Origin of the sequence: Salinisphaera sp. LB1 (assembly GCF_003177035.1) — a bacterium.
Taxonomy (GTDB): domain Bacteria; phylum Pseudomonadota; class Gammaproteobacteria; order Nevskiales; family Salinisphaeraceae; genus Salinisphaera.
In genome coordinates, this window is the sequence record NZ_CP029488.1 from 2,999,938 (window position 1) to 3,013,490 (window position 13,553).

General features: G+C 63.4%; 12 protein-coding genes, 1 tRNA gene and 1 pseudogene. 12 read left to right on the forward strand and 2 right to left on the reverse strand.

Annotated elements, in window-relative coordinates:
• Window positions 1–186: 186 nt before the first annotated feature.
• From thrS to gluQRS, 10 genes and pseudogenes are all read left to right on the forward strand, one after another.
• Window positions 187–2,094: a threonine--tRNA ligase gene (gene thrS / locus SALB1_RS13450; protein ID WP_109994329.1), complete on the forward strand. Its 1,908-nt coding sequence runs from the start codon at window positions 187–189 to the stop codon at window positions 2,092–2,094.
• Between the two features lie 102 nt (window positions 2,095–2,196).
• On the forward strand, window positions 2,197–2,745 hold the full coding sequence (gene infC / locus SALB1_RS13455; protein WP_109994330.1) for a translation initiation factor IF-3: 549 nt from the start codon (window positions 2,197–2,199) through the stop codon (window positions 2,743–2,745).
• Window positions 2,746–2,785: 40 nt separating this feature from the next.
• The gene (rpmI, locus tag SALB1_RS13460; RefSeq protein ID WP_109994331.1) at window positions 2,786–2,983 is read left to right on the forward strand and encodes a 50S ribosomal protein L35; all 198 of its coding nucleotides are present in this window, start codon (window positions 2,786–2,788) and stop codon (window positions 2,981–2,983) included.
• Between the two features lie 79 nt (window positions 2,984–3,062).
• Window positions 3,063–3,416, forward strand: coding sequence for a 50S ribosomal protein L20 (gene rplT, locus SALB1_RS13465; RefSeq protein ID WP_109994332.1), 354 nt, complete (start codon window positions 3,063–3,065; stop codon window positions 3,414–3,416).
• A 131-nt stretch (window positions 3,417–3,547) separates the two neighbouring features.
• Window positions 3,548–4,549, forward strand: coding sequence for a phenylalanine--tRNA ligase subunit alpha (gene pheS, locus SALB1_RS13470; protein ID WP_109995441.1), 1,002 nt, complete (start codon window positions 3,548–3,550; stop codon window positions 4,547–4,549).
• 9 nt (window positions 4,550–4,558) lie between these two features.
• Complete coding sequence (gene pheT / locus SALB1_RS13475; protein ID WP_109994333.1) at window positions 4,559–6,943, forward strand: phenylalanine--tRNA ligase subunit beta; 2,385 nt, start codon at window positions 4,559–4,561, stop codon at window positions 6,941–6,943.
• 1 nt (window position 6,944) lies between these two features.
• Window positions 6,945–7,223: pseudogene (locus tag SALB1_RS13480) on the forward strand (integration host factor subunit alpha); the annotation flags it as partial.
• 25 nt (window positions 7,224–7,248) lie between these two features.
• On the forward strand, window positions 7,249–7,590 hold the full coding sequence (locus SALB1_RS13485; protein ID WP_109995442.1) for a MerR family transcriptional regulator: 342 nt from the start codon (window positions 7,249–7,251) through the stop codon (window positions 7,588–7,590).
• A gap of 47 nt (window positions 7,591–7,637) precedes the next feature.
• Window positions 7,638–7,714 (forward strand) — tRNA-Pro (locus SALB1_RS13490).
• A 123-nt stretch (window positions 7,715–7,837) separates the two neighbouring features.
• Window positions 7,838–8,752, forward strand: coding sequence for a tRNA glutamyl-Q(34) synthetase GluQRS (gluQRS, locus tag SALB1_RS13495; protein WP_109994334.1), 915 nt, complete (start codon window positions 7,838–7,840; stop codon window positions 8,750–8,752).
• Window positions 8,753–8,892: 140 nt separating this feature from the next.
• Here the strand turns inward: gluQRS and SALB1_RS13500 are convergent, their stop codons facing one another.
• Window positions 8,893–9,390, reverse strand: a complete 498-nt coding sequence (locus SALB1_RS13500; protein ID WP_109994335.1) for a DUF6231 family protein — start codon at window positions 9,388–9,390, stop codon at window positions 8,893–8,895.
• A gap of 152 nt (window positions 9,391–9,542) precedes the next feature.
• Window positions 9,543–10,724, reverse strand: a complete 1,182-nt coding sequence (locus tag SALB1_RS19230) for an OmpA family protein (protein ID WP_199678809.1) — start codon at window positions 10,722–10,724, stop codon at window positions 9,543–9,545.
• 200 nt (window positions 10,725–10,924) lie between these two features.
• Here SALB1_RS19230 and prfB point away from each other — a divergent pair.
• Together prfB and lysS are read left to right on the forward strand one after the other, a co-directional pair.
• Window positions 10,925–12,023 (forward strand): peptide chain release factor 2 gene (prfB, locus tag SALB1_RS13510; RefSeq protein WP_109994336.1). Its coding sequence is split into 2 segments (ribosomal slippage): window positions 10,925–10,996 and window positions 10,998–12,023, totalling 1,098 coding nucleotides; the frame shifts between segments, so codons are not numbered across the junction.
• Window positions 12,024–12,038: 15 nt separating this feature from the next.
• Window positions 12,039–13,547 carry a lysine--tRNA ligase gene (gene lysS, locus SALB1_RS13515; RefSeq protein ID WP_109994337.1) on the forward strand — a complete coding sequence of 503 codons (1,509 nt, stop codon included), beginning with the start codon at window positions 12,039–12,041 and terminating at the stop codon, window positions 13,545–13,547.
• The last annotated feature ends 6 nt before the right edge of the window (window positions 13,548–13,553 follow it).

Genomic DNA, 13,553 nt, shown 5'->3' on the forward strand with positions numbered 1-13,553 from the left:
CGATCCTTCGGACTCCCTGCGGTCGCGCTACACCGCTGGTGCGGTGTTGTCGAATCCGGCCGCGCCTACCAGAATCGAAGAATCAGCCGTCGGCTCTCGCCGGCGGCTTTTTTGCTTTCAGCGGCCCGCTCGGGTCGGCCATGCACGCGGCTCTTCGTATCGGCCGCCACTGAGTAGGATATCGCGATGCCCGCCATCACGCTTCCCGACGGTACCGTCAAACAGTTCGATCAGGCTGTGACCGGCATGCAGGTCGCCGAGTCGATCGGCGCCGGCCTGGCCAGGGCCACGCTTGCCGCGCGCATCGATGGCGAACTGGCCGATGCCTCCGTGCCCATCGATCATGACGCGAAAGTCGAACTGGTCACGGCACGCGAGCCGGACGGGCTCGACATCATCCGCCACTCCTGTGCGCATCTGCTCGGCCAGGCGCTCAAGACGATGTATCCCGACGTGCAGATGGCCATCGGGCCGGTCATCGATGACGGTTTTTATTACGACATCAACATCGGCCGCGCGCTCACGCCCGACGATCTCGAGGCGATCGAGGCGCGCATGCACGAACTGGCCAAGCGCGATCACGAGGTAATCCGCGAAGTGGTCACGCGTGACAAGGCGTTGGCGACGTTCGTGGATCGCAACGAACCTTACAAGCAGGCGATCGTGCGCGAGATCCCGGAAGGCGAGACCATTGCGCTGTATCACCACGAAGACTACGTGGACATGTGCCGCGGTCCGCACGTGCCCAACTCGCGGCACTTGCGCCACTTCAAGCTGATGAGTGTCGCCGGCGCCTACTGGCGCGGCGACTCCGACAACGAGATGCTCACCCGCATCTACGGTACCGCCTGGGCCAGTGAGAAGGAGCTGAAAGCGCATCTGGCCTTCCTCGAGGAAGCCAGGAAGCGCGATCATCGGCTGATCGCCCGCAAGCAGGATCTGTTTCATATCCAGGAAGAAGCGCCGGGCATGATCTTCTGGCACGATCGCGGCTGGCAGATCTATCTACAGATCACCGACTACATCCGCGCGCGCCTGGATCGCGAGGGCTATAAAGAAGTCCATACCCCGTCGCTGATCGATCTGTCGTTGTGGGAGAAATCCGGCCACGCCGAGAAGTTTGCCGACGACATGTTCATCACCGGTTCGGAGGATCGCCAGTTCGCGGTCAAGCCGATGAATTGCCCGGCCCACGTGCAGATCTACAATCGCGGCCTGAAGAGCTATCGCGATCTGCCGCTGCGGTTGGCCGAGTTCGGCTCCTGTCATCGCAACGAGGCCTCGGGCACGCTGCACGGGTTGATGCGCGTGCGCGGTTTTACCCAGGACGATGCGCATATCTTCTGCACCGAGGCGCAGGTGGGCGAAGAGGTGTCCAGGTTCACGGACCTGCTCTACGAGGTCTATGCCGACTTCGGCTTCGACGAGGTGCTGATCAAGCTGTCGACGCGCCCGGACAAGCGTGTCGGCTCCGACGAGATCTGGGACAAGTCCGAGGCCGCGCTGCAGAAATGTCTGGAGGACAAGGGCCTGGATTTCGAGCTGCAGCCGGGCGAGGGCGCGTTCTACGGCCCCAAGATCGAGTTCTCGCTGCGCGACTGTCTCAATCGCGTCTGGCAACTCGGCACCATGCAGCTGGATTTCTCCATGCCCGAGCGCCTGGGCGCGGGATATGTCGACGAAAACGGCGATCGGCAGGTGCCGGTCATGCTGCACCGTGCGATACTAGGTTCTCTCGAGCGCTTCATTGGTATTCTCATCGAACACCATGCGGGCTCGATGCCGGTCTGGCTGTCGCCGACGCAAGCGGTTGTTCTCAACATTACCGATGCCCAGGCCGAATACGCATCGGCGCTGGCGCATACCCTGCGGGATGCCGGCATACGAGTCGATACGGACTTGAGAAATGAAAAGATCGGCTACAAGATCAGGGAGCACACAATGCAACGTGTGCCCTATTTGCTGGTAGTCGGCGATCGCGAGATGGCTGATGGCACGGTGGCCGTTCGCACCCGAAATGGTGAGGATCTCGGCGCCATGCTGGTGGCCGATTTCGTGGAACGGGCGACGACCCAGATCAAAAACCGAGAATGAACCCAACAAGCTGGTAGAATTCGCGCGGTGTTTTATATATAATCGCGCGCTTTACGCCCGTCGGACCGGTCGACCGGGTGTGACGCTGGCTTAGCAAGGAGGATGTCGACAATCGCTGCTGCCCAAAAAGATCGCAGAAACGAGGCGATCACTGCGCGGGAAGTTCGAGTCATCGATCCCGAAGGTGAACAGGTTGGCATTATGCCAATCGAGCAAGCGCTGGCGAAAGCCGGCGAATATGATCTCGACCTCGTCGAGGTGTCGCCGAATGCGAGCCCGCCGGTAACGCGGATCATGGATTACGGCAAGCACGTCTTCGAAAAGAAGAAGACGCAGCAAGCCGGCAAGTCGAAGCAGAAGCAAACGCAGCTCAAGGAAGTGAAGTTTCGCCCCGGCACCGACAAGGGCGACTACAACATCAAGCTGCGCAAGCTGAAAGAGTTTCTGGAAGACGGGGACAAGATCAAGATCACGCTGCGTTTCCGGGGTCGTGAAATGGCCCATCAGGAACTTGGCATGGAATTGATGGAGCACGTCCAGTCCGATCTTGAGGAATGGGCGACGGTTGAACAGCGGCCGGAAATGCAGGGCCGCTTGATGACCATGGTGATGTCCCCGATCAAGGGCGTGCCCCGAAACAGCAAGAAATAGCGGCGTAACCGCCTACAGTTCGAGTCGAGAAGAGAGTCGTATGCCTAAGATCAAGACTAATCGCGGCGCCGCCAAGCGCTTGAAGCGCACCGGCAGCGGCAAGCTCAAGCGCGCTCGCGCCTTCGGGAATCACATCCTGACCAAGAAGGCGCCCAAGCGTAAGCAGCGCCTGGCCAAGAGCGCCCTCGTCGACAAGGCGGACCAGCGCCCGATGGAGCGTCTGCTGCCCTATAAATAGGGCGTTGCCGGCACTCGGATATTCATAGCGCGCCGAATTCGGCGCGCTTTCCATTAGATTTACAACAGGAAGCGCGAAAATGGCACGAGTCAGTCGCGGCGTGACGGCCAAGGCCCGTCACAAAAAGATTCTCAAAAAGGCCAAGGGCTACTACGGCGCGCGCAGCCGCACGTTCCGGGTAGCGAACCAGGCGGTTATCAAGGCGGGCCAGTATGCCTACCGCGATCGTCGCAATCGCAAGCGCGATTTCCGCTCGCTGTGGATCACCCGAATCAGCGCCGCCGCCAAGGCCCAGGGCATGTCCTACAGCACGTTCATGAACGGCTTGAAGAAGGCCGGCATCGAGCTCGATCGCAAGATCCTGGCCGATCTCGCCGTGCGCGACAAGGCGACGTTTGCCGCCGTTCTGGCGCAGGCCAAGGCCGCCCAATAGCTGTGATCGCTGCGCGCCCGTCGCGCGCTGTTTGATGGATGGCGATTAAAGGGAAAGGCCGTGGCCTTTCCCTTTTGTTTTGTGGGCGTCAAAAAAACCGTAGTTCGGAGATGGCCGGGAGGGCCGAGCGCATGACGAGTGAACTCGAGCAGTTGCGCCAACGCGCGATGTCGGATATCACAGCGGCCGAGGATCTGCGCGCCCTTGATGCGCAGCGCGTGGCGCTGCTCGGCAAGAAAGGCGAGATCACCGCGCGCCTAAAGTCCCTGGGCGCGCTGCCCGCGGAACAACGCAAGTCGGCCGGCGCGGAGATCAACGCGCTCAAGCGCGAGCTCGCCGAGGCCATCGAACGTCGGCGCCACGCGCTCGAGGAGCGTCAGTTCGCCGAGCGCATGGCGCGCGAGTCGGTTGACGTGACGTTGCCCGGGCGCGGCGAGACGCCCGGAGCGATCCACCCGATCACGCTCACCCGCCGCCGCATCGAGGCATTGTTCGTCCAGCGCGGCTTCGAGGTGGTCGAAGGTCCCGAGATCGAGGACGACTATCACAATTTCGAAGCCCTCAACGTGCCCCCGGATCACCCGGCGCGCGCCATGCAGGACACGTTCTACCTCGACGCCGGTCGTCTGTTGCTGCGCACCCATACCTCGCCGGTTCAGATCCGCACCATGGAGCAGCGGCAACCGCCGATCCGTGTGATCGCGCCGGGGCGTGTCTATCGGCACGACTCCGATCGCACCCACAGCCCGATGTTCCATCAGGTGGAGGGCCTGTACGTCGCCGAGCACGTGAGCTTCGCGGAGTTGCGCGCGGAACTGCAATCGTTTCTTCAGGCGTTTTTCGATACGGAACTCACGCTGCGCTTCCGGCCGTCGTATTTCCCGTTCACCGAACCCTCGGCCGAGGTCGATATCGACGGCCTGGGACTCGGCACCGGGTCCGGCTGGATGGAAGTGCTGGGTTGCGGCATGGTCCACCCGAACGTGTTGCAAGCCGCCGGTGTGGACCCGTCGCGCTACACCGGCTACGCCTTCGGCATGGGGATTGAGCGGCTGGCCATGCTTCGTTATGGCGTGACCGATCTGCGCCAGTTCTACAACAACGATCTGCGCATGCTCGCGCAGTTCGCTTAAGGACGCGCTATGAGAATCAGCGAGCAATGGCTCCGTGAATGGGTGGCCGTGGACGCGAGCATCGAGGCGATCGCCGAACAGCTGACGATGGCAGGGATGGAAGTCGATGCCATCGAGCCGGCGGCGCCCGATCTCAGCGGTGTGGTGGTGGGCGAGGTGGTCAGCTGCCAGGCCCATCCCGATGCCGATAAACTGCGCGTCTGCGAGGTCGATACCGGTGCGGCGCGCCAGCAGATCGTCTGTGGCGCACCCAACGTCGCCGCCGGTGTCCGGGTTCCGGTGGCGACAGTCGGCGCGCGGCTGCCGGGCGGGATGAAGATCAAGGCGGCCGAGCTGCGCGGTGTCGCCTCCAACGGCATGCTGTGCAGCGTGGCCGAACTCGGGCTCGGTAGCGATACCGGTGGCCTGTGGCTATTGCCGTCGGATGCCCCGGTGGGTTGCGCGCTGGCCGACTATCTCGAAACCAACGATACGGTGGTCGAGATCGATCTCACGCCGAATCGCGGCGATTGCTTGAGCATGCGCGGCGTCGCGCGCGAAGTGGCGGTGGCCTTTGGCGCGGAACTAATGGATACGCCGGCGGACCCGCCCGCTGAGGTTAGCGCTGGCGCTGCTGACATCGTCATCGAGGCGACCGACCTGTGCGCGGCCTATGCCGGTCGCCGTATCGACGGCGTCGATGCGGTCGCGGCGGCGCCGGTCTGGATGCGCGAGCGCCTGCGCCGGGCCGGTATTCGCTCGATCAACCTGCCGGTCGATATCGGCAACTACGTCATGCTCGATATCGGCCAGCCGATGCATGCCTTCGACGCCGACAAGCTCGTGGGTGGCATTTGCGTCCGGCGCGCGCGTGCCGGGGAGTCGATCACCACCCTGGATGGCCAGGACGTCGAACTCCAGGCGGATACGCTCGTCATCGCCGACGACGAGGGCCCGGTCGCGATCGCCGGGATGATTGGCGGCCAACGCACGGCGGTCGACCCGAACACCTGTAATATCCTGTTCGAGGCGGCATGTTTCACCCCCGCGGCGGTCGCCGGCCAGGGGCGTCGCTACAAGATTCATACCGATTCACTGCACCGCTTTGAACGTGGCGTGGACCCGGCGCTGCATGCGCGCGCGCTGGACCGTGCCAGTGCCCTGATGGTGGCGTTCGGCGGTGGTCGCTGCGGCCCGGCGGCAATCGTCGAGGGTCGGCCGGTATGGCCCGGAGACCGGACCATCGAGTTGCGCGGCGAGCAGATGACGCGACTGCTCGGGCAGCCTATTCCCGGGGACTTCATCGCGGCGGCACTCGTCGGCCTGGGCGCACGCTGCGAGCCGGTCGGCGATCAGGCGTGGCGGGTCATGCCGCCGAGCTGGCGTTACGATCTGGCGATCGAAGCGGATCTGGTCGAGGAGGTCGCGCGCGTTTACGGTTATGATCGGTTAACCGCCGAGGCCGCCGGCGTCGTTCTGCCGCCCGCGCGGGTGGGCAATGCGCTGCTGGAAGCGACCTTGCCCGGCGAGGTGCTGCGCCAGCGCGGCTACCACGAGGCCATCACCTATAGTTTCGTCGACCCCGAGCTGCACGCCGAACTCACCGGCGATGCCGCGGCCCTGGCCCTGGACAATCCGATTTCAGAGCAGATGATCGTGATGCGGCGCACGCTCTGGGCCGGCCTGCTGGGCGCATGGGCGCACAACAGCCGCCGGCAGCAGTCACGGGTGCGCCTATACGAGCAGGGCCTGCGCTTCTGGCCCGCAGCCGGGGCTGAGAACGGGATGGCGCAGGTTGACACGATCGCGGGCCTGATCGCCGGCGCAGCACACCCGCCGCATTGGGACGAGACCGCGCGCGAAGTGGATTTCTTTGACGTGCGCGGCGATGTCGAGGCGCTGTTCGCGCGCGGCGGAAGTGCTCCCGTACTGCAGCCCGAGACGCACCCGGCGCTGCACCCCGGCCGATCGGCACGGATCTACGTGGGGGGGCAGCCCGTGGGTTGGATCGGGCAGCTGGCGCCCGGGTTCGCTCGCCGCTACAAGGGGCAGGCGTTGCCCTATCTGTTCGAAATCGATCGCAGCGCTTTGGAAGCCACCGAGGTCGTGCGTTATACCGCGCCATCCGATCAGCCGCGGGTGACTCGGGACCTGGCGCTGGTGGTGCCCGAAACGGTGGCCGTCGGGGACCTGATCGCCGCCGTTGACGCGTTGGACAATGACCTGATTCAGTCCGTCCAGGTATTTGATGTGTTCCGTGGCCACGATCTGGAAAGCGGCCTGAAAAGCGTGGCTTTGAGCTTGATTTTCCAAGATAAAACGAGCACGCTTAATGATGAGACGGTGGATCGAATCATAACTGACGTAACCGACGCTCTGCGCGCGCGTTGCGACGCCAGACTCAGGGGGGAATGACGTGGCGCTTACGAAAGCGGATCTAACCGAAAGGCTGTTCGAACAGCTCGGCTTCAACAAGCGAGAATCCAAGGAATTTGTCGATCTCTTCTTCGAAGAACTTCGAATCACCCTCGAAAACGGCGATTACGTCAAACTCTCCGGTTTCGGGAACTTCGAACTCCGCGACAAGAACGAGCGGCCAGGGCGAAACCCTAAAACCGGTGAAGAAATCCCAATCTCGGCACGGCGAGTCGTCAGCTTCAAGCCCGGACAGAAAATGCGAGCCCGGGTCGAGTCCCGAACCGACAACCGAGGCTGCGGCACTGCCGCCCATTCCCGACAAGCGCTACTTCTCGATCGGCGAGGCCAGCGATCTGTGTCGGGTGAAGTCGCACGTGTTGCGTTACTGGGAACAGGAATTCTCGCAGCTCAAACCCGTGAAGCGGCGAGGTAATCGTCGCTACTATCAGCAACGCGATATCCAGATTGCGCGCGATATCCGCCATCTGCTTTACGACCAGGGGTTCACCATTCAGGGGGCGCGCCACCAATTAGCCGGCAAGGGCCGGGCGCTCGCCTCATTGAACGACAGCGCGGTCGCGGCCGATTCGTTGGCCGCGGTGAGGCGGGAGCTCGAATCGATCGTGCAATTGCTGACGCCGTGATCCGCGTCTTGTCACTGGCGCAGAGTCTGCTATGATGCGCAGCTCGTCGGGGTATGGCGCAGTTTGGTAGCGCGTCTGCATGGGGTGCAGAAGGTCGTAGGTTCAAATCCTGCTACCCCGACCACTTTACCGTCAGAGCAATGCCTTGCATCGGCCTCCGAGCAGGGTTTTTTTGTGGCTGATGGGCGCGCGGCCGCGGACTTGGCGCGCTTGGCCGCGAATGCGGGTACGATTACGGGATCGGCATATGATCCAGATTGTCGGACGCTACGCACCATCGCCCACCGGGCCGTTGCATTTCGGCTCCCTGATCGCCGCGCTGGCCAGCTTCTGCCACGCCCGCAGCCAGGGTGGCCGCTGGCTCCTGCGTATCGACGATCTCGACGCGCCCCGCGTGGTGCCGGGCGCCGATCGCGCCATCATCGACACACTGGCGGCTTTCGGTCTGACGCACGATGGCCCGATTCTGTACCAGTCGCAACGCCACGCGGCCTACGCTGCCACTGTGGCACGCCTGCGTAACGCTTCGCTGGCCTTTGATTGCGCTTGCAGCCGCCGTGAAGCGCAGAGTGGGCCGGCGGGGCTCGAGGGTCCCATCTACCCGGGCACGTGCCGGGACGGGATTCCGGAAGGGCGATGTGCGCGTTCGGTCAGGTTACGCGCCGATGCCGGCGTCGTCGCCGTGGCCGATCGCATTCAGGGGCGCTATGCGCAGAATCTGGCGGCGGACATCGGCGATTTCGTGATACGCCGTGCCGATGGCGTAGCGGCGTATCAGCTGGCGACCGTTCTCGATGACGCCGAGCAGGGGATAACCGAGGTGATACGGGGCGCCGATCTATTGTCGTCCACGCCTCGTCAGATCTGGATCCATCGCTGTCTCGATCTTTGCCCCCCGGCCTATGGTCATATTCCGGTAATCGTGGACGCGGCCGGCGAGAAGCTGGGCAAGAGCACGGGCGCGCTAGCGCTGGATTCGGTTCGACCTCAGGAGCAGCTGGTCCAATGCCTCTCGCTGCTCGGGCAGGGGCCGCCTGCCGCGCTTGCGGCGCGCTCGGTGGGTGGCGTGATCGACTGGGCGGTCGACCACTGGGATGCGGATCGCGTGCCGCGGCGAAGAACATGCCGTCGAGCGAACGCTGCCACCGCAGCCGGGAACTGACGGCGTTGCCGCTTGCGCGACCTTTCGCACAGGCGCATGTGCGCCATGCGCTGTATCCGGCTGATATGGAACGTGGCTGGGCCGGGCCCGGCATGCACAGACCGGCGAGATCCATCGCGCGCTAACGACATCGACAGTGCCTACCAGCGACGCTTGCCCCATTGCTCCGGATTGGCCCAGTAGCGCGAATTCAGCCAGTCCGGGGTGATCTTGTAATCGAAGATGTCGTAGCGGTACAGCCAGTAGGCGGATTCGATCGCTCGTTGCGAGGGGAGGCGGCGAAACCCCAGGCCGAGAAAGTCGCTGGTTGACCAGGCATTGTCTCGGCCGCTCTCTGCCTTGGGGAAGGCGGCGATGATCGCGCCTGCGGCATAGTTGCGCAGCCGTCCGAGCAATTCCCGGGTGGCTTGTCGCGAGAGTACCGTCGGCGCATCGAGCACGACGGCCAGGTCGGCACGTTCCGTCGGCATCGACAGGGGTCGGTGGGCATCGAAATCCGGATCCAGAACGAGGCGGCTCACGCCCAACTCATCCCAGTCGACAAATGAGGCGGTCGGGGCAATCTGAACGCAGCGCGTTGTGTCGTAGCGTTCGATCTCGTCGCGCAGACAGCGGCGTACATCATCGGGAACAGTCATGGGTCTCCCAGTCTAATACGTCGAGCGGTTGCCGCGGCAAGGGCGGGCCGGCCATACCCGCGAGTCGTGGATCGCCGACATAAAAAAAGCCCGGCCTGAAAAGGCCGGGCTTTCCCGCATCAAGCGGTGATCGACGGGTATTGACCCTTCGATTACATGCCGCTGTTACCGCTCGTGCTGTTGTCGTCACCCTGGTTGGTGACGTGCAGCTCGACGCGACGGTTCTGGGCACGGCCGGCCGCGGTCTTGTTGGTGGCGACCGGGTTGGACTCGCCGTGACCCTTGGTGCCGGTGATGCGGCTGGCGCTGATGCCGTGATTGGTCAGGTAGCTCTTGACCGAGTCCACACGACGCTGCGACAGGCCCAGATTGTACTTCTGGGTACCGATGCTGTCGGTGTAGCCGTCGATACGGAAATCAACGTCCGGGCTGGCTTTCAGTGCGTCGACCACGTTGTTCAGGCGATTTTCCGCCTGCGAGGTCAGCTTGGCCGAATCGAAGTTGAAGGTGACGCCCTTGAGGACGATCGGGGCCTTCTTCTCGATCGGGCAGCCCCGGGCGTCGACCTCGGTGCCGCGCGGCGTACCCGGGCACTGGTCGTTGGCGTCGATCACGCCGTCGCCGTCGCTATCCTTCGGACCGGTCGGGGCCGGAGCCGCAGCCGGCTGTGGCGCCTGCGGGGGCGCACCCAGCGGGATCTGCAGACCCAGGGAGACGATGTTGTCGTTATAACGCGCGTCCTCGTAACCCGCGCCGAGCACGTCCGACGAGCTGACGGTGGTGTAACGATAGCGGTATTCGGCGCGGACCTTCAGACCGTAATCGTTGAGGGTGTACATGTAGCCGACACCGGCGTCCAGGTACTGCGCGTCCGCATTACTGCCGACGTTGTTGCCGTTGATCGAGCCGTAGCCCGGGTTCTGCTTGCCCCAGGCGGCACCCAGGATGCCGTACACCGGCAGCGTGTCACGAGCCGGGAAGAACAATGCGTCCAGACCGAAGCCATACAGGTCGGCATTACCCGCGTCCTGGCCGTTGAGCTTCTGGCCCGGATTGAAATAAAAGCCATACAGCTCAAGGTTCAACCAGCTGTTGATGGGCTTACCGACGGCGAGCGAGGTACCGACGCTATCGTCGTTGCTTACATGCAGACGACCGAAGCTGTCGGAGGAATTGCCGATCGTGTCATTATTGAAGAATCCGTAGGACACCATGGGCGCGACATAGAAGCGCTTGTCCTGCGGCTTGCCATTATCCTGTGCGAAAGCGCCGGCCGAGACAGCGAGCCCCAGCGCGCCGGCAACGCATGCGGTAAGCGGTTGCTTGAATTGCATAGTTCAAAACTCCCTTGAACGGGTTTAGGTTTGTTGTGCGGTCCCATTCACCGAGTGGTAAACGCAAGTTTCCTAGCCGGTGACGTGCATTGTCAGTATGCGACCTTTTGGTGACTTTGGCAATCCAGCGCCCGGGTTGTGAAAAAAAAATTAACCTGCAATCATTCGCCGCTTTGCCGACGCCGCCGAGCTTGAATTATATGGATGTCAACGCTGTTCGAACCCGCATGGTCTCGTTGCGCGAGCGCTTGGGCGACCTCCGGGGGTATCTTTGACTATGCTGAGAAAAAGGACCGTCTGAGCGAGCTCGACGCAGAACTGGCGGAAGGTCAGATCTGGGTCGAGGCGCCCGACAAGGCGCAGGCCTACGGGCAGGAAAAGGCGCGGCTGCAGGATATCGTCGGGCCGATCGACGCCGCGACGGCAACACTCGCCGAAAGTGACGAGTTGCTCGAGCTCGCCGAAGCCGAGAGCGACGCCGAGGTGGTCGATCAGATCGACGCCGAACTGGACGGCGTCGAACGCCACCTCAAGGCGCTGGAGTTTCAGCGCATGTTCTCGGGCGAGGCGGATGCGAGCAACGCGTTTGTCGATATCCAGTCCGGCTCGGGCGGCACGGAGGCCCAGGACTGGGCGGAGATGCTGCTGCGCATGTATCTGCGATGGTGCGAACATCGCGGTTTTCAGACCGAAGTGACCGAGTTGTCGGCCGGCGATGTCGCCGGAATCAAGAGTGCGACGGTCACCGTGACCGGGCCCTATGCCTACGGCTGGTTGCGGACGGAAACAGGGGTTCACCGGCTGGTACGAAAATCGCCGTTCGACTCGGGGGCGCGCCGGCATACCTCGTTTGCGGCGGTTTTTGTCGCGCCGGAAATCGACGACGACATCGAGATCGAAATCGACCCGTCGGATCTTCGGGTGGATGTCTATCGTGCCAGCGGCGCCGGCGGCCAGCACGTCAATCGAACGGAGTCTGCGGTGCGCATCACCCACCTGCCCACCAACATCGTGGTGCAGTGTCAGAATGACCGTTCGCAGCACAAGAATCGTGCGACGGCGATGAAGCAGCTCAAGTCCAAGCTGTACGAGCGCGAGATGGCGCAGCGGCGGGCCGAGGCCGAAGCCACCGAGGCGGACAAGTCCGATATCGGCTGGGGCAGTCAGATTCGTTCGTATGTGCTGGATCAGTCGCGCATCAAGGATCTGCGTACGGGGGTCGAGGTCGGGAACACGCAGGCCGTGCTCGATGGCGATCTCGATCAGTTCATCGAAGAAAGCCTCAAGCAGGGTCTTTAACCAGGGTCTTTAAACATGAGTGATGCTCCGACGGGCGCAGAGGAAACACACCGGCTTGTTGCCCAGCGCAAGGAGAAGTTGGCCGAGTGGCGCGAGCGCGGCCATGCATTCCCCAACGATTTTCGCCCGAGCGCGAGCGCCAACGCGTTGCAGCGCCAGCACGCGGACGACGATGCCGAGACGCTCGAAACCGACGCGACCGAAGTCGCGCTGGCCGGGCGGATGCTGGCCAAGCGCGTCATGGGTAAGCTCAGCTTTGCGACGCTTCAGGATGCCAGCGGCCAGATCCAGCTGTTCGTGCAGCGCGACCTGTTGGGCGAGGACGCCTACAAGACGTTCAAGCAACTCGACATCGGCGACATCATCGGCGTGCGCGGCACGCTGACCCGGACCAAGAAGGGCGAGTTGTCGGTCAAGACAGTGGCGTTGCGGCTGCTGACCAAGTCGCTGCGGCCGCTGCCGGAAAAATGGCACGGCCTGTCGGACACCGAGGCCCGCTATCGCCAGCGCTATGTCGATCTGATCATCAATCCGCAGGCGCGGGCGGTATTCGCCGCGCGCAGTGCGATTCTGCGGACCGTGCGCAGCTTCTTCGAGGGGCGCGGGTTCATGGAGGTCGAGACCCCGATGCTGCAGGCGATCCCGGGCGGTGCCGCGGCCCGGCCGTTCGTGACGCATTACAACGCACTCGACCACGATTTCTACCTGCGCGTCGCCCCCGAGTTGTACCTGAAGCGGCTGGTGGTCGGCGGCCTGGAGCGTGTGTTCGAGCTCAACCGCAATTTCCGCAACGAGGGGCTGTCGACGCGACACAACCCCGAATTCACGATGCTCGAGTTCTATCAGGCCTACGCCGATTATCGGGTGCTGATGGACGAAATCGAAGCGCTGCTGCGTGAGTTGTCGCGGGTCGTGACCGAACAGTATCCCGCAGCGCGCAACGAAAACGCCGTCGCGCTCGACAAGCCGTTCGAGCGGCTGCCGATGAAACAGGCGGTGCTGCGCTACAACGACGCCATCGAAGCGGCCGATCTGGACGATGCGGACCGCCTGCAGGCGGTCGCCGAGGCCGCCGGCGTGAAGGGCGAGCACAGCTGGGGCGCCGGCAAGTGGCTGACCGAGCTGTTCGAGGCCACGGTCGAGCATCGGCTGGTCGAGCCGACGTTCGTCACCGACTATCCGGCCGAGGTGTCGCCACTGGCCCGGCGGCGCGATGACGATCCGAGCGTTACCGAGCGCTTCGAGCTGTTCATCGCCGGGCGTGAGGTCGCCAACGGCTTCTCCGAGCTCAACGATGCCGAGGACCAGGCCGACCGCTTCCGGGCCCAGGCCGCAGCCAAGGAGGCGGGCGACGAGGAGGCCATGTACTACGATGCCGATTACATCGCGGCGCTGGAATACGGGCTGCCGCCGACCGGCGGCGCCGGTATCGGCATCGACCGCGTGGTGATGATGCTGACCGGCGCGAGCGCAATTCGCGACGTGTTGCTGTTCCCGCAGTTGCGCCCGCGCAAGCCGGCCTGATGCGAC